The organism is Brevundimonas sp. DC300-4, from assembly GCF_049897365.1.
Taxonomy (GTDB): domain Bacteria; phylum Pseudomonadota; class Alphaproteobacteria; order Caulobacterales; family Caulobacteraceae; genus Brevundimonas.
Genome location: NZ_JAFCWC010000001.1, coordinates 252,173 through 274,813 on the forward strand (window position 1 = coordinate 252,173; position 22,641 = coordinate 274,813).

General features: G+C 67.6%; 26 protein-coding genes. 11 read left to right on the forward strand and 15 right to left on the reverse strand.

Annotated elements, in window-relative coordinates:
* Window positions 1-33 precede the first annotated feature (33 nt).
* From ACP7AZ_RS01235 to ACP7AZ_RS01245, 3 genes are all read right to left on the reverse strand, one after another.
* Entirely contained in the window at window positions 34-591 is a 558-nt protein-coding gene (locus ACP7AZ_RS01235; RefSeq protein WP_426035307.1) for a tryptophan-rich sensory protein, read from the reverse strand.
* 63 nt (window positions 592-654) lie between these two features.
* Window positions 655-897 carry a helix-turn-helix domain-containing protein gene (locus ACP7AZ_RS01240; protein ID WP_426035309.1) on the reverse strand — a complete coding sequence of 81 codons (243 nt, stop codon included), beginning with the start codon at window positions 895-897 and terminating at the stop codon, window positions 655-657.
* Entirely contained in the window at window positions 897-1,421 is a 525-nt protein-coding gene (locus ACP7AZ_RS01245) for a DUF2975 domain-containing protein (protein WP_426035311.1), read from the reverse strand. Before ACP7AZ_RS01245 ends, ACP7AZ_RS01240 begins: the two co-directional genes overlap by 1 nt.
* Window positions 1,422-1,491: 70 nt before the next feature.
* Here ACP7AZ_RS01245 and ACP7AZ_RS01250 point away from each other — a divergent pair, with 70 nt between their 5' ends.
* The gene (locus tag ACP7AZ_RS01250) at window positions 1,492-2,436 is read left to right on the forward strand and encodes an ABC transporter ATP-binding protein (RefSeq protein ID WP_426036051.1); all 945 of its coding nucleotides are present in this window, start codon (window positions 1,492-1,494) and stop codon (window positions 2,434-2,436) included.
* The gene (locus tag ACP7AZ_RS01255; RefSeq protein ID WP_426035313.1) at window positions 2,436-3,161 is read left to right on the forward strand and encodes an ABC transporter permease; all 726 of its coding nucleotides are present in this window, start codon (window positions 2,436-2,438) and stop codon (window positions 3,159-3,161) included. The genes ACP7AZ_RS01250 and ACP7AZ_RS01255 overlap by 1 nt, the downstream gene beginning before the upstream one ends.
* A gap of 137 nt (window positions 3,162-3,298) precedes the next feature.
* On the opposite strand, the gene bfr is transcribed toward ACP7AZ_RS01255, so the two are convergent.
* Together bfr and ACP7AZ_RS01265 are read right to left on the reverse strand one after the other, a co-directional pair.
* Window positions 3,299-3,799: a bacterioferritin gene (bfr, locus tag ACP7AZ_RS01260; RefSeq protein ID WP_426035315.1), complete on the reverse strand. Its 501-nt coding sequence runs from the start codon at window positions 3,797-3,799 to the stop codon at window positions 3,299-3,301.
* Between the two features lie 145 nt (window positions 3,800-3,944).
* On the reverse strand, window positions 3,945-4,130 hold the full coding sequence (locus tag ACP7AZ_RS01265; RefSeq protein WP_426035317.1) for a (2Fe-2S)-binding protein: 186 nt from the start codon (window positions 4,128-4,130) through the stop codon (window positions 3,945-3,947).
* 131 nt (window positions 4,131-4,261) lie between these two features.
* Here ACP7AZ_RS01265 and thiE point away from each other — a divergent pair, with 131 nt between their 5' ends.
* The 4 genes from thiE (at window position 4,262) to cydB (ending at window position 9,255) form a co-directional block, all read left to right on the forward strand.
* Complete coding sequence (thiE, locus tag ACP7AZ_RS01270; RefSeq protein ID WP_426035319.1) at window positions 4,262-4,900, forward strand: thiamine phosphate synthase; 639 nt, start codon at window positions 4,262-4,264, stop codon at window positions 4,898-4,900.
* A gap of 84 nt (window positions 4,901-4,984) precedes the next feature.
* Window positions 4,985-6,655 (forward strand): ATP-binding protein, encoded by a 1,671-nt coding sequence (locus tag ACP7AZ_RS01275; RefSeq protein WP_426035320.1) that lies wholly within the window; start codon window positions 4,985-4,987, stop codon window positions 6,653-6,655.
* 120 nt (window positions 6,656-6,775) lie between these two features.
* Window positions 6,776-8,221: a cytochrome ubiquinol oxidase subunit I gene (locus ACP7AZ_RS01280; protein WP_426035321.1), complete on the forward strand. Its 1,446-nt coding sequence runs from the start codon at window positions 6,776-6,778 to the stop codon at window positions 8,219-8,221.
* Window positions 8,218-9,255, forward strand: coding sequence for a cytochrome d ubiquinol oxidase subunit II (cydB, locus tag ACP7AZ_RS01285; RefSeq protein WP_426035323.1), 1,038 nt, complete (start codon window positions 8,218-8,220; stop codon window positions 9,253-9,255). The genes ACP7AZ_RS01280 and cydB overlap by 4 nt, the downstream gene beginning before the upstream one ends.
* Before the next feature lie 108 nt (window positions 9,256-9,363).
* Here the strand turns inward: cydB and ACP7AZ_RS01290 are convergent, their stop codons facing one another.
* Window positions 9,364-10,020: a hypothetical protein gene (locus ACP7AZ_RS01290; RefSeq protein ID WP_426035325.1), complete on the reverse strand. Its 657-nt coding sequence runs from the start codon at window positions 10,018-10,020 to the stop codon at window positions 9,364-9,366.
* On the opposite strand from ACP7AZ_RS01290, the gene ACP7AZ_RS01295 reads away from it, so the two are divergent.
* Window positions 9,995-10,360: a hypothetical protein gene (locus ACP7AZ_RS01295; RefSeq protein WP_426035327.1), complete on the forward strand. Its 366-nt coding sequence runs from the start codon at window positions 9,995-9,997 to the stop codon at window positions 10,358-10,360. The two genes, ACP7AZ_RS01290 and ACP7AZ_RS01295, sit on opposite strands and share 26 nt — an antisense overlap.
* A gap of 131 nt (window positions 10,361-10,491) precedes the next feature.
* On the opposite strand, the gene ACP7AZ_RS01300 is transcribed toward ACP7AZ_RS01295, so the two are convergent.
* The 7 genes from ACP7AZ_RS01300 to ACP7AZ_RS01330 form a co-directional block, all read right to left on the reverse strand.
* Entirely contained in the window at window positions 10,492-10,896 is a 405-nt protein-coding gene (locus tag ACP7AZ_RS01300) for a YkgJ family cysteine cluster protein (RefSeq protein ID WP_426035329.1), read from the reverse strand.
* Entirely contained in the window at window positions 10,893-11,234 is a 342-nt protein-coding gene (locus ACP7AZ_RS01305; protein WP_426035330.1) for a VOC family protein, read from the reverse strand. The genes ACP7AZ_RS01300 and ACP7AZ_RS01305 overlap by 4 nt, the downstream gene beginning before the upstream one ends.
* 195 nt (window positions 11,235-11,429) lie before the next feature.
* Window positions 11,430-12,404 (reverse strand): alpha/beta hydrolase, encoded by a 975-nt coding sequence (locus tag ACP7AZ_RS01310; RefSeq protein WP_426035332.1) that lies wholly within the window; start codon window positions 12,402-12,404, stop codon window positions 11,430-11,432.
* Window positions 12,404-13,591 (reverse strand): thiolase family protein, encoded by a 1,188-nt coding sequence (locus ACP7AZ_RS01315; protein ID WP_426036053.1) that lies wholly within the window; start codon window positions 13,589-13,591, stop codon window positions 12,404-12,406. The genes ACP7AZ_RS01310 and ACP7AZ_RS01315 overlap by 1 nt, the downstream gene beginning before the upstream one ends.
* A gap of 252 nt (window positions 13,592-13,843) precedes the next feature.
* Complete coding sequence (gene gatA, locus ACP7AZ_RS01320) at window positions 13,844-15,322, reverse strand: Asp-tRNA(Asn)/Glu-tRNA(Gln) amidotransferase subunit GatA (RefSeq protein ID WP_426035334.1); 1,479 nt, start codon at window positions 15,320-15,322, stop codon at window positions 13,844-13,846.
* Complete coding sequence (gatC, locus tag ACP7AZ_RS01325) at window positions 15,323-15,610, reverse strand: Asp-tRNA(Asn)/Glu-tRNA(Gln) amidotransferase subunit GatC (RefSeq protein ID WP_426035336.1); 288 nt, start codon at window positions 15,608-15,610, stop codon at window positions 15,323-15,325. It lies immediately after the preceding gene.
* A 74-nt stretch (window positions 15,611-15,684) separates the two neighbouring features.
* Window positions 15,685-16,221 (reverse strand): hypothetical protein, encoded by a 537-nt coding sequence (locus ACP7AZ_RS01330; RefSeq protein WP_426035338.1) that lies wholly within the window; start codon window positions 16,219-16,221, stop codon window positions 15,685-15,687.
* Between the two features lie 72 nt (window positions 16,222-16,293).
* Here ACP7AZ_RS01330 and ruvX point away from each other — a divergent pair, with 72 nt between their 5' ends.
* Genes ruvX through pyrC form a run of 4 tightly spaced genes read left to right on the forward strand, consistent with a single transcriptional unit; the run spans window position 16,294 to window position 19,996 of the window.
* Complete coding sequence (gene ruvX, locus ACP7AZ_RS01335; RefSeq protein ID WP_426035340.1) at window positions 16,294-16,773, forward strand: Holliday junction resolvase RuvX; 480 nt, start codon at window positions 16,294-16,296, stop codon at window positions 16,771-16,773.
* Window positions 16,770-17,693 (forward strand): AEC family transporter, encoded by a 924-nt coding sequence (locus ACP7AZ_RS01340; RefSeq protein WP_426035342.1) that lies wholly within the window; start codon window positions 16,770-16,772, stop codon window positions 17,691-17,693. Before ruvX ends, ACP7AZ_RS01340 begins: the two co-directional genes overlap by 4 nt.
* Before the next feature lie 48 nt (window positions 17,694-17,741).
* Window positions 17,742-18,722 (forward strand): aspartate carbamoyltransferase catalytic subunit, encoded by a 981-nt coding sequence (locus ACP7AZ_RS01345; RefSeq protein WP_426035344.1) that lies wholly within the window; start codon window positions 17,742-17,744, stop codon window positions 18,720-18,722.
* Window positions 18,719-19,996 (forward strand): dihydroorotase, encoded by a 1,278-nt coding sequence (gene pyrC / locus ACP7AZ_RS01350; protein ID WP_426035346.1) that lies wholly within the window; start codon window positions 18,719-18,721, stop codon window positions 19,994-19,996. Before ACP7AZ_RS01345 ends, pyrC begins: the two co-directional genes overlap by 4 nt.
* A 379-nt stretch (window positions 19,997-20,375) precedes the next feature.
* Here the strand turns inward: pyrC and ACP7AZ_RS01355 are convergent, their stop codons facing one another.
* Window positions 20,376-20,618, reverse strand: a complete 243-nt coding sequence (locus ACP7AZ_RS01355) for a DUF2164 domain-containing protein (protein ID WP_426035348.1) — start codon at window positions 20,616-20,618, stop codon at window positions 20,376-20,378.
* The gene (locus ACP7AZ_RS01360; RefSeq protein WP_426035350.1) at window positions 20,618-22,498 is read right to left on the reverse strand and encodes an ABC-F family ATP-binding cassette domain-containing protein; all 1,881 of its coding nucleotides are present in this window, start codon (window positions 22,496-22,498) and stop codon (window positions 20,618-20,620) included. Before ACP7AZ_RS01360 ends, ACP7AZ_RS01355 begins: the two co-directional genes overlap by 1 nt.
* Between the last annotated feature and the right edge of the window lie 143 nt (window positions 22,499-22,641).

Genomic DNA, 22,641 nt, shown 5'->3' on the forward strand with positions numbered 1-22,641 from the left:
GATCCCTATAGGAGGCGGGTCGTCAGGGCAAGGTCAGTGCATGGTCGCCTGCCGGGCCTCGGCCTTGCGGCCCATGGCGTTGACGAAGCCGACGCCGCGCGCGGTGGGGTTGGCCAGCTTTCCGGCCGTCGGGTCCAGCTTGCGGGCCTCGTGGGCGAAGGCGGCGGCAAGGCCGGCGGAGGTCATGGCCGCAGCGATCTGCATGCCCCGGCTGGCCGGTCGAAGGGCGATCCACAGGGCGTTGATCGTCTGGGCCCCGGCCCACAAGACCATGGCGCTGGTCCGGGTGGCGTTCGACGGAGCATTCCAGACCCGCACCGCGGACAGGGTGGTCGCCGAGAAGACGGCGGGCAGGATCAGGCTGAAGGCGCCGCGAGGGCGCTCGGCCACGGGGGCGTCGCCGTCACGCCGTTGGGCCGCCGTGCGCCGGGGCGGCTTGATCGCGCCGCTCGCGAGCGCCGTGGCCAGCAAGGCGAAACCGACGGTCGCCGCGATGCCGAGGGCGACGTGGCCGGCGCTGCGTCCATCTGCATTGAGGAAGTCGGCGGCGGCCTCGCGCACGTCGTCGATGGTCTCGTCGATGTCGGTCATGGCCTCGTTCCTCCAGCGGAGGAGGAATGGTCGGCGGCCCATGCGGTTCCGGGCGATTCCCGCTCAGATGCCGTTGTCGTCGGCGCGCGCCAGGTCGGCCGGGTCGTGGTCGTAGTCCAGCAGGTCGCCGGGCCGACAGTTCAGGGCGGCGCAGATGCGGGCCAGGGTCGAGAAGCGGATGCCCTTCACCTTGCCGGAGCGGAACAGGGATAGCTGGGTCTCGCTGAGACCCACCTCTGCCGCCAGGTCGCGGGCCTTGATCCCGCGCGCAACGATCAGCCGGTCCAGGGTGACGCGGACCGGCATCAGATCATCTCGTCCAACTCGGACTGGATGCGGTCGGCCTGGTCGACGACGCGGCCCAGCAGGAACAATGCCCCGCCGATCATGCCCAGGGTCATGCCGGCGACATCGAAATAGGCGAAACTGCCCTGCTCGCCGCCGATCAGGCGCGAGATGTTGGTGATGCCAAAAACGCTCAGCAGACCGCCGAGTCCCAGGGCGATTCCGACGTGTCGCAACGCTCTGCCCAGAATCGGCTGGATGAGACGGCCTTTGGCGACCTGGCCCAGGGCCGATCCGATCGACCAGACGGCAAAGAGATAGAACAGCGTAGGCGTCGCCCAGATGGCCTTTTCCAGCCAGATGGCAGGGTCGATCCGGGTGTCGCCGCGGGCCGTCAAAATGGCCGGCTCCACGACGTGGATGAGGGCGAGGATCGCGCCCACGCTGCACACCATAAAGATGGCGAGCCAGCGGAACTGGCCGCACATCCGGCGGAAACGGGTGAGGTCGTGGGTGGTCATGGCGTCGAAGAATTCCTGTCTCATCTTTAATCTTGACTTAAAGGTGCGACCTTCGCGACTTTATATGGGACTTAAACGGAACGGGGACGGACGGATGGTGGCGGCGATCGAGACCGAGGGGCTGACACGGCGGTTCGGCAAGCATCGGGCGGTCGATGCGGTGTCGCTGACCGTGCCGGAACGGGCCGTCTATGGCTTCCTGGGCCGTAACGGGGCGGGCAAGACCACGACGCTGAAGATGCTGCTGGGTCTGCTGAAGCCGACCGCCGGATCGGTGCGGATCTGCGGGGTTGACGTGGGCCGGGACCGGATCGGTGCGGCGCGGAAAATCGGGGCGCTGCTGGAGGCCCACGGCTTCTACGGCAACCTCACGGGACGGGAGAATCTGGACCTGACACGCGTGCTGCTCGCCCTGCCGGCGACCGAGATCGACCGGGTGCTGGAGGTCGTCGACATGACCGACAACGGGCGCCGGCGGGTCGCGGACTGTTCGCTGGGCATGCGCCAGAGACTCGGTCTCGCGCGGGCCATGCTCGGCGCGCCGCCGGTGCTGATTCTCGACGAGCCGACGAACGGGCTTGATCCCGACGGTATCGCCGACATGCGACGCTTCCTCAGGAGCCTGCCGGATCGCACGGGGGCCACAGTGCTTTTGTCCAGCCATCTGCTGGGTGAGATCGAGCAGACAGCGACCCATATCGGAATCGTCCACGACGGGCGGCTGGTGCTGGAGGGCGAACTCGCGGCGCTGAAGGCGGGCCTCGCGCCGGAGATCGGCCTGCGCGTCGACGATCCGGACCGGGCAAGGCGGGTGCTGAAGGGCCACGACCTGACCCTGACGTCGGACGCGGCCGGTCTGGTCGCGCGGCTGAGGCCCGGGGCGGACCATGACGCGGCGACAGCGGCCGTGAACAGCGACCTGGTCCATGCGGGGGTCAGGGTCTTCGCCATCGGCCCGCGCACCCCCTCGGTGGAGGGCATCTATCGCAACGTCACCGCGCCGCGCGCTGCGGCCGCACGCCAAATGGAGACCGTCTGATGCTCGCCGTCCTGTCCGTCGAAATCCGCAAGCTGAACCGGTCGCTGGCCGCCGTCCTTGCGGTCGCCGCCCCTTCGCTGATCGCCGTCTTCGCTTTCTTCATGCTGCTGCGCGGGAAAGCGGCCCAGCCCTGGGAGATGTGGATGCTCAGTTCGATCGGCATCTGGGCCTACTTCATGCTGCCGATGAGCGTGACGGCCCTGACGGCCCTCGTCGCCCATATGGAGAACGGCCCGAAGTCGTGGGACCATCTGCGCAGCCTGCCCCTGCCGCGCTGGCACCTCTATGCGGCCAAGGCGGTGATGGTCCTGGCCGTGGTCGCGATCATGAGCGTCCTGACCCTCGTCATGACTTGGGGCGCGGTGATGCTGGCGGTGGCGATCAAGCCGGAGCTCAGCCCGACCGGGCCACTGGACGTCGGGCTCTACGCCGCGACCATGAGCAAGGTCTTCCTCGCGGCCACTCTGATGGTCGCCATCCAGTTGTGGATCGCCTTGCGCTTCGCCAGCTTCGTGCCCGCCCTGGTAGTCGGGATCGGCGGGACCTTCTTCTCGGTCGTGGCGACGTCGGCGAAGCAGGGAGTGTTTTTCCCCTGGCAGATGCCGGTCAACATGCTGGCCGGCGAAGCCTGGCGCGTGAACACGGCTCTGGGGCTCGGCTGTGGCTTGGGGCTTGTCGTCCTGGCCCTCGCGGCTGCTCATCTGAGCCGCCGCGAGGTGCTGTAGAGCCTGATCGTTTCTGGAGGAACCGCTCGCGGTTCCGACATGAAGCGAGAATCAGGCTCTCGCTCAAATCTGGAGCCTGATTCACGGCATCAGCGGGATCGCAAAGCGATCCCTCCTCAGTCGATAAGGCTCTAGGGTCAGTTGCCGGTGGCGGACTTGTCCGGGGCGATCTCGGTCATGGCCGACTGCAGGTAGTTCTGCTCGCCCAGCTGTTCGATCAGCTTGAACTGGGCCTCGAGGAAGTCGATGTGCTCCTCGGTGTCGGACAGGATCTCCATCAGGATCTGGCGGCTGACGAAGTCGGATGCGGCCTCGGCCTGGGCCACGCCGGCGACCACGGTGTCGCGACCGCCGAGTTCGAGTTGCAGATCGGCGCCGAGGCATTCGACCGCCGTCTCGCCGATCTTGAGCTTGTGCAGGTCCTGCAGGTTGGGCAGACCGTCGAGGAAGAGGATGCGTTTGACCAGCTTGTCGGCGTGCTTCATCTCGCCGATCGACTCGTCGTAGATGATCTGGCCGAGGTGCTTCAGCCCCCAGCTCTCGAACATGCGGGCGTGCAGGAAGTACTGGTTGACCGCCGTCAGCTCGTTGGTCAGCACCGCGTTGAGGGTGCGGATGATCGCGGGATCGCCCTTCATGGCCGTCTCGTCCTTGCTCTGCGGGCGGCCCTTTCGGAGCCGTTCATGTCGGGTGGCATAGCACAGGGCAATCGCCTGTGTTCAGTTGCGAATGCTTATCGGCACATTGATATTGCGAATGATTTTGGTCCGCAGGACTACGAACCTACTCGGCTGCGAGGGCCCAGGATTCGCGGGTCTCCGAGATCATCTGGCGCATTTCGCAAACGCATTTGGCGCACTGCGCTGCGCATTGATTGCGCTGGAAAACCTCGCGCGGGCGGGTCGCACCCGCCTCGATCGCGCGCGCCACATCGCGTCGTCTCAGACCGTTACAGTTACACACGTACAAGGTGGGCCGCCCCGAAGCGTCAGTTGCGATTGGTTCGCTATAGCAGGTCTTCGGGCGATTGCAACGCGTTCGCAAAGACATCGGCCGGAGGGGTGGTTGACGACAGGCTCCGGGCGTCGCACCTGCGGCCCATGTCCGCGCCCGCCTGCCAGCTCTATCTGATCACCCCGCCCGTCATCGACGACCTGGAGGCCTTCGCCGCCCGGCTGGAGGCGGCCCTGGATGCGGGACCGGTCGCCGCCCTGCAGATACGCATCAAGCCGGCGAGCGACGAAGCGATCACCGCGGCGGTGCGCCGACTCGCGCCTGTCGCGCAGAGTCGGGGCGTGGCCGTGATCCTGAACGACCGGCCGGACCTGGCGTCGGCGCTGGGCTGCGACGGCGTCCATGTGGGGCACGGCGACGCCTCAGTCGCCTCGGCGAGGCGTATCATGGGCAAGTCGGCGATGATCGGCGCGACCTGCCACGACAGCCGCCATCTGGGCATGGAGGCGGCGGAGCAGGGGGCCGACTACGTCGCCTTCGGCGCCTTCTATCCCACCTCGACCAAAGACACCGTGCATCGTCCGGAACCCGAAATCCTGACCATTTGGCAGGAGACGATGGAAATCCCGTCGGTGGCGATCGGCGGCATCACGATCGAAAACGCCGCGCCCCTGATCGCGACAGGCGCCGACTTCCTGGCAGTCAGCGCCGGCGTATGGGCGTATCCCGAGGGGGCCGCCGAGGCGGTGCGGCGGTTTTCGCAGCTTCTGTCGGAAAGCGTCTAACTTCAGGGGATATTAGGAAGCTCTGGTTAAGGTTGGGCCTCGTCTGCCCACCCAGAGTTATACTGTATGCTTCAAAGCCGCGCGATGACCGCGACCGATACGGACGCCTTGGAGCCTATCGCCGCAGCCGCGCGTCCGGGGCGCACGTCCACGGCTGCCGGGCTGTTCGCCCAGCCCCTGGCGCCGATGCTGACGGTTCTGGGTGTCGCCGTCCTGGTCTTTGCGGCGATCTCCACGGCCCGCACGGCCGACATGATCGCGGCGCTCTGGGCGGCCAACGGCCTGGCCGTCGCCGTCTGGCTGAGAAGCGGCCGTGGGTTCGGCTACGATCTGGCCTTCGGCGGGCTGATCGCCTTCGGGGTCCTCGCCGGTGAGTTCCTTGCTGGCAACGGCCCGATCCTGTCCGTCGGGTTTACGGCGCTCAACATGCTGGAGATCGTGCTGGCCGTGTGGCTGGCCCGGCGGTTCGCTCCCACCCTTAACCTGGCCACAGTGGCAGGCGCGTGCCGGTTCATCCTCTGCACCGCGGGGGTCGCGCCCGCCGTCGCCGGACTGGCCGCCGGGACTTTCCTGTTGCTGACCCGGGGGACGCCGTTTGTGCCGACCTTCCAGACCTGGTGGTTCGGCCATGCCCTGGGCCTGGCGGTGATCGGATCATTCATCCTGGCCCTCGACATGCGGGCCGTCCGGGCGATGTTCAACCCGTGGCGCGCGGCCGAGACGGTGCTGACATTCGGCCTGCTGATCGTCATCTGCGTGACCGTCTATTTCGTGCTCGACATGCCGCTGGGCTTTGTCATGGTGCCCGTGCTCATCGTCATTGCGGCCCGCCTGAGGGTCATAGGGGTAACCGCCGCCCTGGTGGTCATCTCCGTGCTGTCTCTGGGCTCACTGATGATGGGCGCCGGGCCCTGGCACCTGGTGATCGGCGATCTGTCCGAACGCGCCGTCCTGCTGCAACTGACGCTCCTGTTCGGCTATCTGCCGATCCTGCTGGTCGCCTCCCTGCTGGAGGAACGGGACCGTCTGTCGGCGCGTGCCAAGGCGGGGCAGCTTCGCGCCGAGAAGGCTTCGGCAGCCAAGTCGCGCCTGCTCGCCAATGTGGCCCACGAAATCAAGAGCCCCATCGGCGGCATCATCGGCATCGGCGACCTGTGGTCGACCGGGCAACTCGGCCCCATCACCGAGACCGAGGCCGAGATGGCCGCCATGCTGGTCAAGACGGCCCGCCAGGTCGAGGCCCTGTCGCACGACCTGCTCGACGTCGCCCGCGCCGAGTCCGGGGCCGTCAAGGTCGAGATGCGCCCGACCGACATCCCCGGCATCCTGGAAGACGTTCGACGCGCCACGGCGATGCGCCCGGAAGCCCGGATGCTGTCCCTGAAGGTCATCTGCGAGGGCGACGGGCTCGTGGCCCTGGCCGATTCCCAGCGCCTGGCCCAGGTGATCGACAATCTGGCGACCAATGCCGTGAAATACGGCGCGGCGGGAGGCGAGGTCCTCTTCCTGGCAAAGCGGGTCTATGACGGCGTCCGCATCGAGGTCAGCGACAAGGGCCCAGGCCTGTCGCCCGATAAACAGGCCCAGTTGTTCGAACCGTTCAACCGACTGGGTCTCGAGCGATCGGCGATCGAGGGGCACGGCATCGGCCTGGCCCTGGCCAAGCGGCTGGTTGAGCTGCAGGGCGGGTCGATCGGCGTCGTGTCCGTTGCGGGCGAGGGCGCCACTTTCTGGATCGAACTGCCCGCCGCCTGACGTCAGTATTCACTGCTTGATGAAATAACGCGACCGACTGTCGCGCGCCGTTCGCGCTGGTGGACACCGCCGATGAGAGGGCGCAATCCGCCGCCATCGCATTGTCACCAGGAACACACCGTGGACCTCGACGCCCTACTGCTGTCACGCCTTCAGTTCGCCTTCACCATCGCCTTTCACATCCTGTTCCCGGCCTTCACCATCGGGCTGGCGGCCTATCTGGCGGTGCTGGAAGGGCTGTGGCTGTGGACCAAGCGCGAGGCCTTCAAGGTCCTCTATCTGTTCTGGGTCAAGATCTTCGCGCTCAGCTTCGGCATGGGCGTCGTGTCAGGCGTGGTGCTGAGCTACCAGTTCGGCACCAACTGGAGTGAATTCATTCGCCTGACCGGCGGGGTGATCGGGCCACTGCTGGCCTACGAAGTGCTGACGGCCTTCTTCCTCGAAGCGTCCTTCCTCGGCGTCATGCTGTTCGGCTGGAAGAAGGTGGGGCCGAAGCTGCACTTCGCCTCCACCGTTCTTGTGGCCGTCGGGACCACGATTTCGGCCTTCTGGATCCTGTCGGCCAACAGCTGGATGCAGACGCCTCAGGGGTTCCAGATCATGGCCGACGGCCGGTTCGAGGCGACCGATTATATGCAGGTCATCTTCAACCCCAGCTTCCCGACGCGACTGGCGCACATGCTGCTGGCCGCCTTCCTGACGACGGGACTGGTGGTCGGCGGCGTCTCGGCCTATCGGCTGCTCAAGGACCGCGCCGCGGGCGTGAAGACCGAGGGCTGGAGCGAAAGCCGCATCTCCCTGGTCATGGCGGTGGGGCTGATCGCCGTTCTGGCCCCGCTGCAACTCGTGGTCGGCCACGCCTCGGGCGAGGTCGCGCACAAATACCAGCCGTCCAAGACGGCCGCCATCGAGGGATACTGGGAGACCCGGGCCGACCAGCCGTTGCACCTGTTCGGCATTCCCGACCGTGACGCGCAGAAGAACCATTTCGAGGTCTCCATCCCGGGCGTCGGCAACCTGATTCAGGGCGTGCCGAAGGACGAGGTGATCAAGGGGCTGGACAGCTGGGCGCGCGAGGATCAGCCGCCGCCCTTCATCCCCTTCTTCGGCTTCCGGATCATGGTCGGACTGGGCCTGCTGATGATCGGGCTCGGCGCCTGGGGCGCGGTGCTGATCTGGCGCAAGAAAATCTTCAACAGCCCGCTGTTCCTGCGTTTCGCCGTCCTGATGGGGCCGGCCGGCTTCATCGCCGTCCTGGCCGGCTGGATGGTCACCGAGGTCGGACGCCAGCCCTGGGTCGTCTATGGCGTGCTGAAGACGCGCGACGCCGTCTCGCCGGTGGTGACCAGTCAGGTGGCCACCTCGCTGATCGCCTATGTCCTGGTCTACTCTGTTGTTTTCACCGCAGGGGCCATCTTCATCCTGAGGCTGATGGCCGAAGGGCCGGTCGCCGCCGTCACGGAGCCGTCGCCGCGCGGGCAGAGATCGCCGGGCACGCCACTCGCCAAGGCGCCCGAGGACACGACCCCGGGCCGACCCGACGGCGTGCCGGGAGACCCGAAATGAACCTCGACCTGCAACTGATCTGGGCTGGCCTGATCGCCGTCTCCGTCCTGCTGTACGTGACGCTTGACGGCTTCGACCTGGGGATCGGCATCCTGTTCCCATTCGCGAAGTCCCCGGGCGAGCGGGACGTGATGATGAACACCATCGCCCCGGTCTGGGACGGCAACGAGACCTGGCTGGTGCTGGGAGGAGGGGGGCTGCTGGCGGCCTTCCCCCTGGCCTATTCGGTGCTGATGCCGGCGCTGTATCTGCCGATCCTGCTGATGCTGGCGGGGCTGATCCTGAGAGGCGTGGCGTTCGAGTTCCGCTTCCGGGCGCGCAACAAGGGCCGCAAATTCTGGACCCAGATGTTCTCCGGCGGGTCGATCCTGACCGCAGTGGCCCAGGGTCTGGTGCTGGGCGGATTCATCCAGGGGGTGACGGTGCGCGACGACCGGTTCGCCGGCGGCCAGTTCGACTGGCTGACGCCCTACACCCTGCTGGTTGCGGCGGGGCTGGTGGCCGGTTACGCCCTGCTGGGCGGGGCCTGGCTGATGATGAAGACCAAGGACAATCTGCACGGCGATGCGAAGCGCTGGACCGGCATTTCGGCCCTGATCGTGACCGGGTTGCTGGCGGCGGTCAGCGTGGCGACCCTGCTGATCCATCCGCGGGTCGCAGAGCGTTGGGGCTTCGATCTGCACGACGGGTTCGCGCTGGAGCTGGCGAAGCTCTTGCCGCTCTTGCCGATCCCGCTGCTCGGCCTGATCGGTCTGGGCATCGTGTTCGTGATGAGCCGCAAGGGGTCGCATCGCTGGCCGTTCGTCGGAGCGATCCTCGTCTTCCTGTCCGGCTATCTCGGGCTGGCGGTCGGGTTCGCCCCCTATATCGTGCCCTACGCCCTGAACTTCCGGCAGGCGGCGGCGCCCGACAATGCGCTGGGGCTGATGCTGGTGGGGACCGCGGCGATCCTGCCGCTGATCCTGGCCTACACGGCGTGGGTCTACTGGGTGTTCCGCGGCAAGATCGACGAGGAGGCTGGTTATCATCATTGAGCCCGTTCCCCCACCCGAGGCCGGCGAAGACGTCGGCCCGCTGTGGAAGAAGCTGGCCTGGTTCGCGGGCCTCTGCCTCGCCGGGTCGGCCACGGTCGCCGTCGTCGCCTATGCGCTGAGAAGCTTGCCGTTCATGGGCTGAGAGGCGATGGTCGCGGCCATGTCGCATATCCTCGTCCTCACCGTCCTCCTGATCGCCCAGACCCAGGCCGCGCCCTCCACCGGCAGCGCCCTGACCCGCAGCCTGAACGCGGCGCCTCCCGCCGCAGCCACGCCGGCTCCGCGCCCGGCGACCGTATCGCCAACCCCCGCGACGACCCTGCCGCCGCCCATCTTAAGCCTCCCCCCGCCCGGACGGGTGGCGCCGATTCCCTCGGCGCCCGTGACCGCGCCGCCGAGGGCTGCGCCGATCACCCCGCCGGGGGTGGCCAATCCGCCCCGGACCCAGCCTCTGGCGACACCCGCAACACCCGCGCCGACGACTGCCGCGCCTGCTCGTGCGCCGACTGCGACGGCGCCGGTCATGACGCCCCGACCCATAGCTCCCACGCCGCGCGCCGTCGCTCCGCGCGCTACCACGCCCGCTCCGACCACTGCTGCGCCTCGGACCACCCCAGCCGCTCCGACCACGGCCACGACGCCCGTCACCAGTCCGGCGCCCCGACCGACCCCTCCGGCGGCGACTGTCCCGGCCCCGGCCCCGGTGGTCACGGCCCCCGCCGAGCCGCCTCCGCCGCCGATGACGGTGCTGGACGCGCCGGCCATCCGCGCCCTGCCGTTCACCATCGACCTGCCGGCAGGCTTCACGATCACGACCGGTCGGCCCGGGCCGAACTTCAACATCTGGACTATCCGGCGCGGGCAGCAGCCGCTGGTCATGGTCTATGCCGGACCGGCGTCGCAGTTCCCGATCTACAGCGGCGAGATGGTCGAGGCCGGGGCTCGCGCCTCGGTCGTGGCGACTGAGGACGGGCGGCGCGTGGCGCTGGAGCATCTGTTCACCCGCACGTCTGCGCCGCGGGAGGTCCACGTCTGGATTACCAGCGTGGACGGCGCTGACCGAACCTTGGCGGAGCGGATCGGTCAGTCGGTGGACGTCCGCTAGGGCCTGATCGTTTGAGACGGAAGCGCTTCGCGCTTCTGTCGAAAGCGTGAATCAGGCCCTCGCTGATATCTGGAGCAGGATTCACGGCATCAGCGGAATCGCGAAGCGATTCCTCCTCAGCCGATCCTGCTCTAGGCGCGTCTGACGGGCGTGTCCGTGACGCCGAGCCGTACGCCGCGTTTGCCGGCGAATATCAGCACTTCCTGACCCTCGGCGGCGGCCCAGCGACGTAGCTGTGTCTGATAGGGCTCGCGCCGCCAGTCATGGGGGCGGGCGGCGTCGCATTCGACGATCAGCCTCCCCCCGCCCAGTTCCGAGTGCAGGACGAAGCCCGAGGTCGTCGGCTTCCAGCTGTCGTCCAGCGCCTCGGTCAGCAGCCACAGGCAGTTGAACACCCGGCAGTCGTTCGGCCTGTCGTCGTAGATGGCGCAGCCGGTCGTCTTGCCGAAATGGCGGCACCAGCGGCCTGCCGGCTTCTCAAGGGCGGTGACGCCCATGATCTTGCAACATAGACCGCAGTCGCCGCAGGTCTTCATCCGCCCTCGGACCAGACCGCCAGCTCGTTGCCGGACGGGTCGCGGAAGTGGAAGCGCTGGCCGCCGGGGAAGTCGAAGATGGGTTTCAGGATCGTCCCGCCCGCCTCCACGACCCTGGCCAACATGGCCGGGAGGTCGGCGGCATAGAGGACGGGAAGGGGCGCTTTCGGCCGGTCCGCGTCGGCGTCGAAGCCGCCGTCCAGACCCTGGTCGAACGCGGCGTAGGTCGGGCCGTAGTCCTGGAAGGTCCAGCCGAATGCCGCCTCATAGAAGGTCTTGGTCTCAGGCAGCCCGGTCGAGGGCAGTTCCAGATAGTCGAGTTTTCCGTCGCTTCGCATTGTCATGATCCGATGAAAAAACCGCCGGAAACCGGCTTGCCACGGCGCGAAAGCCCAAGCAATCTTGCGAACGGTTCGCAACGAGGAGACGCCCGGTGATCGTTCTGTCGACAGGCCCGGACGCCTTGATCCGCCTGATGCGGGAGGCGAGGCCACAGCCCGCGCCGACGCCTCGAAAACCTGTCGTCCGCGTATTTACGCGCTGAGCCAGCCGTTCCTGCGGCCGAATGCCGTGACAAGCGCGGGCCAGACGGCGGCGGGCTTGCCGGCGATCAGGCGGATGCCGAAGCCGTGGCCGCCTTCCTGGAATAGATGGGCCTCACTGACGACATGGGCGGCACGGAGCGCGGTCAGGAGCTGAAGGCTGTTTTCCGGCGGCACGCTGGCGTCATCGAGGGCGTGGATCAGGACGGTGGGACCGACACCGGTCCAGTCCAGCCTGTCCAGTGACCACTGTGCAATCTGTTCCTGCGTTGGCGACAGGCCCAGCAGGTGTTCACGCGATCCGGCATGAACGAATGGATCAGCCATGGTCGCGACCGGATAGAGCAGGATGTTCAGGTCGGGGCGATGCGAGACATGGTCCGCAGCATCGATCGCCGCGTAGGTCGCGTCATGACGGGCAGCGAGCAGGCCGGCAAGGTGACCGCCTGCGGAGGCGCCCAGACTGGCGATGCGGGACGGATCGACGCCATAGACGGCGGCATCGGCGCGGATCAGGCGCAAGGCCCGCTGGGCGTCCTGCAACGGCGCGTTCGGTCCAGCGGCCCAGCCGTCGGCGGGCAGACGATAGCGCAGGACGAAACAGGTGATCCCGGCCGCCGCGAACACGCGGGCGCAGTCCATCCCCTCCTTGTCCACCACCGCCCAGCGATAGCCGCCGCCGGGGATCAGCAGCAGGGCGGCGCCGTTCGGTCGCTCCGGCCGCATGACGGTCAGGATCGGGTCGGTGGTGTACTGGGCGAAGCGGTCGTGGAAGGCCGGGTCGGTCGAGCGCTCCGGCACGATCGGCGTGACGGTGACAGTCTCACCGCCTGGCGCGCCGTTTGGCCACAGATGGACGACTTCAGTGGGATCGGCCGGGGCGATGGTCTGCGCCCGGGCGGCGCCCGCCGCTGCTGCGGTGACAGCCGCCGCGCCGAGGAGGGAACGGCGGCTGAGATCGATCATCAGGCCAGCTCGACCGCAACAGCCACGGCCTCGCCGCCCCCGATGCACAGGGACGCCACGCCCTTCGACTTGCCCCGGTTCTGCAGCGCCGAGATCAGGGTGGTCAGGACGCGCGCGCCCGAGGCGCCGATGGGGTGGCCCAGGGCCGTGGCGCCGCCGTTCACGTTCAGCTTGCTGTGCTCAATGCCCATCTCCTGCATGGCGATCATGGGGACGACGGCGAAGGCCTCGTTGATCTCCCACAGGTCGACGTCCTCGACCGACCAGCCGGCCTTTTTCAGCGCCTTCTGCATGGCCGGGACCGGGGCGGTGGTGAACAGGCCTGGCTCGTGGGCGTGGGCGGCATGGGAGACGATGCGGGCCAAGATGGGCAGGTTCATCGCCTTAGCCACGCTCTCGCGCGTCATGACCAGGGCGGCGGCGCCGTCACTGATCGACGAGGCGTTGGCGGCGGTGATGGTGCCGTCCTTCGAGAACGCGGGCTTCAGGGTCGGGATCTTCTCGGGCATGGCCTTGCCGGGCTGTTCGTCCTCGGTGACCGTCACGGTCCCCTTGCGACCCGTGACCTCGACCGGGGTGATCTCGGCCTTGAAGGCGCCGGTCTCGATGGCCTTCAGCGCGCGGCTGAGGCTCTCCAGGGCATAGGCGTCCTGCTGCTCGCGTGTGAACTGATAGGTCCGGGCCGAGTCCTCGGCGAAATTCCCCATCAGCTTGCCGGGCGTATAGGCGTCCTCCAGCCCGTCCATGTACATGCTGTCGACGATCACATCGTGGCCGATGCGGGCACCGCCGCGATGCTTGTTCATCAGGTAGGGGGCGCCGGTCATCGACTCCATCCCGCCCGCCATGATGATGTCGGCGCTGCCTGCCGCGAGGCTGTCCGAGGCCATCATCACCGCCTGCAGGCCCGAGCCGCACATCTTGTTCACGGTCGTCGCCTCGACGTGCTGGCCGAGGCCGGCGCCGATGGCGGCCTGGCGCGCAGGGGCCTGGCCGAGGCCGGCGGGCAGGACGCAACCCATATAGATCTGCTCGATCTTTGCCGGATCGACCCCCGCCCGCTCGACCGCCGCCCTGACCGCCGTGGCGCCCAGCTCGGTCGCCTTCACGCCGTTGAACGCCCCCTGGAAGCCGCCGATGGGCGTGCGGGCGAAGGCGACGATGACGACGGGATCGGACATGGACAGGCTCTCACAATGACGTGGAGCGGATGTAGCGTTCACCGAGGGGGATTGCGAGGGGAGGGGAAATCCCTTCTCCCCTTGCGGGAGAAGGTGGCCGAGCGAAGCGAGGTCGGATGAGGGGTCACGCTGACGTCGACGGTCAGCGCTCGATCCGGCCATTCCAGCTGCCGGTGCAACCACTCACCCGACCGTGCAAGGACGACGGCTACGCCGCCGTGCGCGGGCTCGCTCTCCCGCAAGGGGAGAGGGAAGAGATCACCACCAGCGCTCCGCCCGACCCACGCCGCCCGCCGCCTGTTCCAGCGCGGCGCCGACCTGAAGCACGGTCGCCTCATCCAGCGCCTTGCCGATCACCTGCAAACCCAGCGGCAGGCCGTTGGCATCCACGCCCGCCGGCACCGAAATCCCCGGCAGGCCGGCGAGGTTCGCCGTCACCGTGAAGACGTCGTTCAGATACATCGTCACCGGGTCGATCTGCTTGTCGCCGATGGCGAAGGCGGCCGACGGCGTCGATGGCGTCAGGATGGCGTCGACCTGGCCCCAGACCTTGTCGAAATCCTCGGCGATGCGGCGGCGGACCTTCAGGGCGCGGACGTAGTAGGCGTCGTAGAACCCGGCCGACAGCACATAGGCCCCGATGACCAGACGGCGCTTGACCTCAGCGCCGAAGCCCTCGGCGCGGCTGGTCTCGTACAGGTCGGTCAGGGAGCTTGTGTTCGACGCCCGATGGCCGAAGCGCATGCCGTCATAGCGGGCCAGGTTCGAGGAGGCCTCGGCAGGGGCGACGATATAGTAGGTCGGCAGGGCGTATTTGGTGTGCGGCAGGGAGATGTCGACGATCTCGCAGCCCGCGTCGCCCAGCCAGGCCACGCCCTGGTCCCACAGGGCCTGGATCTCGGCGGGCATGCCGTCCACGACGTATTCGCGCGGCACGCCGATGCGCAGCCCCTTGACCGACTTGCCGACCGAGGCGGACCAGTCGGGCGTCGGGATGTCGAGGCTGGTCGAATCCTTGACGTCGAAGCTGCACATCGACTGCAGCATCAGGGCGGCGTCCTCGACCGTCTTCGTGATCGGCCCCGCCTGATCCAGCGACGAGGCGAAGGCCACCATGCCGAACCGGCTGGCGCGGCCATAGGTGGGCTTGATCCCGACCGTGCCGGTGAAGGCGGCAGGCTGGCGGATCGAACCGCCGGTGTCGGACGCTGTGGCGGCCAGGCAGAGGTCGGCGGCGACGGCCGAGGCCGACCCGCCAGAGCTGCCGCCCGGAGTTAAGTCAGCGTTTGAACTCTTTGACTTCCATGGATTCACGACCGGACCGAAGGCCGAGGTCTCGTTCGACGAGCCCATGGCGAACTCGTCCATGTTGAGCTTGCCCAGCATGACCGCCCCGTCGCGCCACAGGTTGCCGGTGACGGTGGACTCATAAGGCGGGACGAAGCCGCGCAGCATGTTGGAGCCTGCGGTCGTTTGGACGCCCTCGGTGCAGAACAGGTCCTTGATCCCCAGCGGCGCGCCTTCCAGGGCGCCGGCGGTTCCGGCCGCGATGCGAGCGTCGGAAGCTTTCGCCATGTCGATCGCCTTGTCGGCGGTGACCACGACAAAGGCGTTCAGGGTCGGGTTGGCGGCCTCGATGTTCGAGATGAAGGCGCGGGTGATCTCCTCGGACGAGAAGGCCCTGGCCTTGAGGCCGTCGACGGCGGCCTTGAGGGTCAGTTTCGTAAGGTCAGACATCTACTCGACCACCTTGGGCACGACGTAGAAGCCGTCGGCGGACTTGGGCGCATTGGACAGGACCGCCCCGACCCTGGCGCCGTCGGTGACGACGTCGTCACGCAGGCGCAGCGGCTGGGCGACGTTCGAGGTCATCGGCTCCACGCCGACCACGTCGACCTCGTTGAGCTGGTCGATCCAGGCCATGATGCCGTTCAGCTCGCCGGCCAGCGGCTCCAGCCGGTCGTCGGGGGTCTTGATGCGGGCGAGGTGCGCGACCTTCCTCACCGTCTCTGCGTCGATGGCCATCCGGCCCTCCGATAGTCTCAGTGCAAGCGGGCGGGATTAGCCGCCCGTGCCGCGCTGCACAAGGACCGCAGGACCTACTGCCCCGGGGTGACCGTGACTGCAGTCGGCGCGGTTTCCTCGGCGGCTTGCGTCCACTGGACGATGATCTTGCGGTGGCGGTCGCCAATGTTGCCGGTCGCCTCGTCCATCGTGCTCTCTTGGACGTCGAGATCGACTCGGCCGTTGGCGCTGGACAGGACCGTGTAGTCGAGGAAATCGCCGATCCTGTAGACCGCCCAGCCCTCGGCCGGAGACAGGTAGAAGGCGATGTAGGTGTAGAGGCCGTTCATGGCCGGATCGCCACCGGCCGTGCCGAACAGTTTGGCGTTCTCGCCGGGGACCTCGTCGACCCGGACCACGGCCGCCGCCCATTGCAGTCCGTCGTCGCCTTCCGAGGCGTCGGCGACGGTCAGAGGCTCCGGCGCGCCCGAGGGCGCAAGCGGCGCCGCCTGGGCCGGCTCAGCCGGGCCTTCCGTCGTCGTGGTTGTCTTGACAGCTGGGGTGGCGTCGCAGGCCGCGAGCGACAGGGCGGCGGCGACGGTGATACTTATAACCGAAGAACGCGCAGACATGGATCTCTCCCGGACCGGTGATACGCCACAGTCGCCTTTGACAGGGAGAATGGCAACGCCTACCGCCCGCGTGTGCCAGTTCTAGACATCCTCGACCTGCCCGCCGCCTGCCCGCCCGGCACCGCCTGGATGGGGCTGGATCTCGGCGAGCAGACCATCGGGGTCGCGGTGTCGGATACGACGCGGCTGATCGCCAGCCCGCTGTCGCTGATCCGGAAATCGAAGTTCACCGATGATGCCGCCGCGCTGTTCAAGCTGATGGACGCCCGCAAGGTTTCCGGCCTCGTCATCGGCCTGCCGGTCAATATGGACGGCACGGAGGGACCTCGCGCCCAGTCGTGCCGGGCGTTTGCGCGCAATCTGGACAGGCTTCGACCGACAAGCGTCGCCTTCTGGGACGAGCGGCTGTCGACCAGCGCCGTCGAGCGGTTCCTGATCGACGAGCTGGACCTGTCACGGAAGCGTCGCGCCGGGGTGGTCGATCGGACGGCCGCCGCCTGGATCCTGCAGGGAGCCCTGGACCGGGTGCGCGACCAGCAGACCTGGACATGATCGGCCTGATCGCCGGGGTCGTCCCGGTCTTCATCCTGATCGCCCTGGGCTACGTGTTGAGGAAGACGGATTTTCTGCCCGACGCGACGTGGCGGCCGATCGAGAAACTGTCGATCAACCTGCTGTATCCCGGCTTCCTGATCCCGGCGATCTGGGGCGCCGACCTTTCGGGCGGCAGCGCCCGGGCGGCGGCGGCGGCGGCGGTCGTCGCGGTCCTGATCGTGTCGGCGGCGACGCTGCTGGCCAAGCCTCTGATGACGATCGAGGGGCCGGCCTACACCTCCGTGTTCCAGGGCGTGATCCGGTGGAACAGCTTCGTCTTCCTGCCGGTGATCCAGACCGCGTTCGGTGCCGAGGGGCTGGCGCTGGCGGCGGTGATGATCGCCTGCATCATTCCTGTGACCAATATCGCCTGCGTCGCCGTGCTGGCGAAATGGGGCGCCGATCAGCGGGTCGTGACACCGTTCCAGCTCCTGAAGGCGATGCTGGCCAATCCGATCCTGCTTGCCTGTCTGATCGGCCAGGCGCTGAACTTCGCACGGGTGCCGCGCCTGCCGGGGATTTCGGACACGCTGGAGCTGCTGGGCTCGGCCGCCCTGCCGCTGGGCTTGATCATCGCCGGCGCGGGCCTGAGCTTCGCCGAGGTGGCGCGCAGGAAGTTCACCATCGCCGGGGTGTCGTTCGTCAAACTGTTCCTGATGCCGCCCCTCATGTGGGGGCTGTGCATCCTGTTCGGCGGCGATCATCTGGCTCAGGGCGTGGCCATGCTGTGCGGGGCGGCGCCGGGGGCGGCGGCGGCCTATCTGCTGGCCCGCCAGATGGGCGGCGATGCGCCCCTGATGGCGGGTGTGATCGCTCTGACGACGGTGATCAGCGCCCTGATGATGCCGCTGCTGCTGTTCCTCCATCACCTGACTTGAGGCCATTGTCTTGAGGTCGAGGCCTGACGTCCGTATAGCCGGGCTTTGATGACCCAGCTTTATGCCGCCGCCGACCTTATCGCCGACCGGCTGGTCCCGTTTCCGAAAGCCCATTTTCTCGCCGCCGGCGATCTGAACCCGCCGTTCGTGTTGAGCCTGCTGGATCTGGCGGACTCGTTCGTCGACCTGAACCGCCAGTCGACCAAGCAACTCGATCTGCTGCGCGGCCGCACGGTCATGAACCTGTTCTTTGAGAACTCGACCCGGACGAGTTCCTCGTTCGAGATCGCGGCCAAGCGGCTGGGCGCCGACGTCGTGACCATGCCGGTGCAGGCCAGTTCGGTGAAGAAGGGCGAGACCCTGATCGACACGGCGGTCACCCTGAACGCCATGAAGCCCGACATTCTGGTCGTCCGGCACGGCGCGTCGGGCGCGGCGGCCCTGCTGTCGCAGAAGGTCGGCTGCGCGGTGGTCAACGCCGGCGACGGACGACACGAGCATCCGACCCAGGCCCTGCTGGACCTCTTGAGCCTGCGCCGCGCCTTCGGCGACGTGGGCGGGCTGACCGTCGCCATCTGCGGCGACATCGCCCACAGCAGGGTGGCGCGGTCCAATGTCGCCCTGCTGTCGATGATGGGGGCGCGGGTGCGGCTGATCGGGCCGCCGACCCTGGTGCCCGGCGACGCCGACCGCTGGGGCTGCGAGGTCTTCCACGACATGCGAGAGGGTCTGGCCGGCTGCGACGTCGTCATGATGCTGAGGCTGCAGCTGGAGCGGATGGATGGGGCCCTGGTGCCGTCGACGCGCGAGTATTTCCGCTTCTGGGGTCTCGACCGCGAGAAGCTGGCCTGGGCGAACGTCGGCGCCAGGGTCATGCACCCCGGACCGATGAACCGCGGCGTGGAGATCGATTCCGACGTTGCCGACGACCTTACCGTCTCTCTCATCCAGGATCAGGTGGAGATGGGGGTCGCGGCGCGGATGGCGGTGCTGGCCTCGCTGTCGGCCCGTCTGGAGGGCGCGGCATGAGCTCTCAGGCCATCATCAACGCCCGGCTTCTGGACCCGGCGAGCGACTATGACGGCCCCGGCTCGGTGGTCATCGAGGACGGCGTCATCACCCGCGTCGAGCGCGGGTCTGTCGCGGTCTCGGCGACGGAAATCCTCGACGCGCGAGGCCTCTGTCTGTCGCCCGGTCTGATCGACATCCGCGTCCGCACCGGCGAGCCGGGCGCCGAGCCCAAGGAGACGCTGAAGTCCGCCAGCCTGTCGGCGGCGGCGGGCGGGGTCACCACTGTGGTCATTCAGCCGGACACCGACCCGGCTGTGGATGATCCGGCCATGGTTGATTTCATCCAGAGGCGGGGCACCGCCCTGAACCTCGTGAACGTGCGGGCGGCAGGCGCGGCGACCAAGGCCCGCGACGGCAAGCGGATGGCCGAGATCGGCCTGATGCACGAGGCCGGCGCTCTGTATTTCACCGACGGCGACCACGTCATCGCCGACAGCCGCGTGCTGCAGCGGGTCATGGCCTATGCGACGGCGTTCAACGCCCTGATCGCCTGTCGTCCAGCCGATCCGTGGCTGACGGAGGGCTCGGTGGCGACGTCGGGCGAGCTGGCGACCCGTCTGGGCCTGAGCGGCGCGCCCGCCATCGCCGAACGCATCCAGCTGGAGCGGGATCTGGCCCTGGTCGAACAGACGGGCGTGCGGTTCCTTGTGGATCAAATCTCGACCGAGGCGGCGCTGGAGGTGCTGGCGCGGGCGCGGGGCCGGGGGCTTGAGGTCGCGGCCTCGGTCTCGATCAACCACCTGTGCTTCAACGAGATCGACATCGGCGACTACCGCACCTTCTTCCGGCTGGAGCCGCCGCTGCGCCCCGAGAGCGACCGTCGCGCCCTGATCGAGGCGGTCCGCGACGGGCTGATCGAGGCCATTACCTCGGCCCACACCCCCGCGCCTGCCGAGGACAAGCGCCGCCCGTTCGCCGAGGCCGCGCCGGGGGCCGTGGGTCTGGAGACACTTCTGCCTGCCGCCCTCAGCCTGCATCACGAGGAGGGGCTCGATATCCTCGACGTGCTGCGGCCGCTGACCCATGGGCCTGCGAGCCTTCTGGGGCTGGACGCGGGGGTGCTGGAGGCCGGAGCGCCGGCCGATCTGATCCTGTTCGATCCGGGCGCGCCGGTGATCGTCGACGCCGCCAGTCTGCGATCGAAGTCGAAGAACTCTCCGTTCGACGGGCGCAGGCTGCAGGGCAGGGTGCAGATGACGATCGTCGGCGGGCGGGTGGTGTTCGAGCACTGACGTCCCGGCTGCCGGCAAGAGGTTCGTCAGTTCATCCCGACGAAAAACACCCTGACGAAACGGACGAAACGGACGAAGTCGCCGCTGTTCGCTCTCTCCGCGAACCGTGATTGGGAAGTATAGGGCCTCGGGGGACCAAGGCGCGCAAATCGCGGTGCGGGTCCCGCTGTGACTGACCAGATCGTGATCTGAGCGTCGCGTAGAAAAATTTGCGCGACATGATTGGGCCCCTGCCGCCGATCCAGCCTGCGTGCACCCCGGCGAACGCCGGGGTCCAGGTCACAGACCGAGCCAGCTGGGATCTCGCACCGGTCCAGCTGATCTGGGCTGCGGACTTCCATCTGGACCCCGGCCTTCGCCGGGGTGCACGGTGATTGAATTACGGCTTCCGCTCCAACGCATAGAGCGCCTCGGCCATCTCCTCGGCCCTGGTCGCTATCAGGGCCTGGGCGTCGTAAACGGCGCGATTATAGACCGCGTGGCCCAGGGTATTGGCGAAGAAGTCCATCAACAGCGACGCCTGCAGGTCGCCGATCTCCAGATCCAGTTCGTCGCGTACGAAGGCCTTGATGCGCGGGATCAGGTCGCGCTGTTCTTCCTTCGAAAACACGATCGGCTTCATCAGGAAATCTCGGCCAGGGTTTCCTCCGCCGTCATCCAGGCGGCTTCGGCGGCGTCGAGGTCGACCTGGGTTTTTGCGCGGGCGCGGGTCAGCCCTTCCAGCGCCTTCGGATTGGACACGGCGGCGTTGGCCAGGTCGTCGTCGATGCGGGAAATCTCCGCCGTCAGGGCGACGACCCGTTCCTCAGCCTTCTTCACCGCATGCCGCAGGGTCGAGGGAGAAGGGCCGCCCTTCTGCTTCTGAGGCCTGGCGTTGGGGGTCGAGGCGACGGCCGCCTCTTCCTTCTTGATCTGGCTGGGCTTCACCGCCGCCTGTTTGGCGCGGTCGAGGACGAATTTCGCATAGTCGTCCATGTCGCCGTCGAAGGGCTTCACCGTGCCGTCGGCGGCCAGCCACAGCCGGTCGGCGACCATCTCCATCAGCGACCGGTCGTGGGTGATCAGGATGACCGCGCCCGTGTAGTCGTTCAGCGCGTCAAGCAGGGCGCGGCGGCTGTCGATGTCCAGGTGGTTGGTCGGTTCGTCGAGGATCAGGACGTGCGGCGCCTCCATGGCGACCATGTTCAGCAGCAGGCGCGCGCGCTCGCCGCCGGACAGGCTGTCGACCGTGGTCTCCTGCTTCTCGTAGTTCAGGCCGAACTGGGCCAGCTTGGACCGCCGCCCGGCCTCGGTGGCTTCCGGCATGGCGCGGCGGATGATCTCCAGCGGCGTGTCGGTCGGGTCCATGGCCTCGATCTGGTGCTGGTGGAACCAGCCCACCCGCATCTTCCTGTCGCGATGCAGTTCGCCCTCGGTGACCTTGAGCGCGCCCGCGATCATCTTGGCGAAGGTCGACTTGCCGGCGCCGTTGACGCCCAGCAGGCCGATGCGGTCGTCCAGGTCCATGCGCAGGTTGAGATTGCGCAGGATCGGCCGGCCGGTCTCGTAGCCGACGTTGGCGCGCTCCAGGCGGATCAGCGGCGGCGCCAGGGGACGGGGCGGCGAGGGCAGGGTGAAGGGGGCGACGCGCTCCTCGATCGTGGTCGAGACAGGCTGCATCTTGGCCAGGCGCTTCATGCGGCTCTGGGCCTGGGCGGCCTTCGACGCCTTGGCCTTGAACCGGTCGACGAAGGACTGGAGGTGGGCGCGTTCGGCGTCCTGCTTGGCCTTGGCCGACAGCTGCAGGCGGGCCTTTTCGGCGCGCGCCTGTTCGAACTGGTCGTAGTTGCCGGTGTAGATCTCCAGCTTGCGGTTCGCGAGGTGCAGGATGTGGGTGCAGACCTCGTTCAGCATCTCGCGGTCGTGGGAGATGATCAGGGCCGTCGCCGGATATTTCTTCAGCCGCGCCTCGAGCCACAGGGCGCCTTCAAGGTCGAGGTAGTTGGTCGGTTCGTCGAGCAGCAGCATGTCGGGCTGGGCGAACAGGGCGGCGGCCAGGGCGACGCGCATGCGCCAGCCGCCGGAGAATTCCGACATTGGCCGCTGCTGGTTCTCGTGGTCGAAGCCGAGGCCGGCGAGGATTTCGGCCGCGCGAGAGGGGGCGCCGTCCGCGTCGATCTCGATCAGCCGGGTCCAGATCTCGCCCATCTCCTCGGGCTCGGCGGTTTCGAGACGGCCCAGCAGGTCGTGGCGCTCCGTATCGGCCTCGAGAATGGTTTCGACCACACTGACGGGCGTCGCCGGGTGCTCCTGATCGACAGAGCCGATCCGGGCGGTCTTGGGCAGGGAGACTTCGTCGCCATTGCCGGCCAGCTCGCCCAGGATGATCTTGAACAGGGTCGACTTGCCGATGCCGTTACGGCCGACCAGCCCGACCTTGGAGCCCGGGGGCAGGCTGACCGAGGCGTCGTCCAGAAACTGGCGACCCCAGGCGTTGAACGTCAGGTTGGTGATCTGGAGCATGGCGAAAGAAAACGTCCGAAAGGCGAAAATCCGCTCCTCAAGCAGCGAGCCGCCGCGCGGGGAACGATAGGAGCCAACATGATGTTGGAAACCGGGGAGGCGGCGTCTATAAGCCCGCGACCTTCAAACTCCCAACAAGAAGT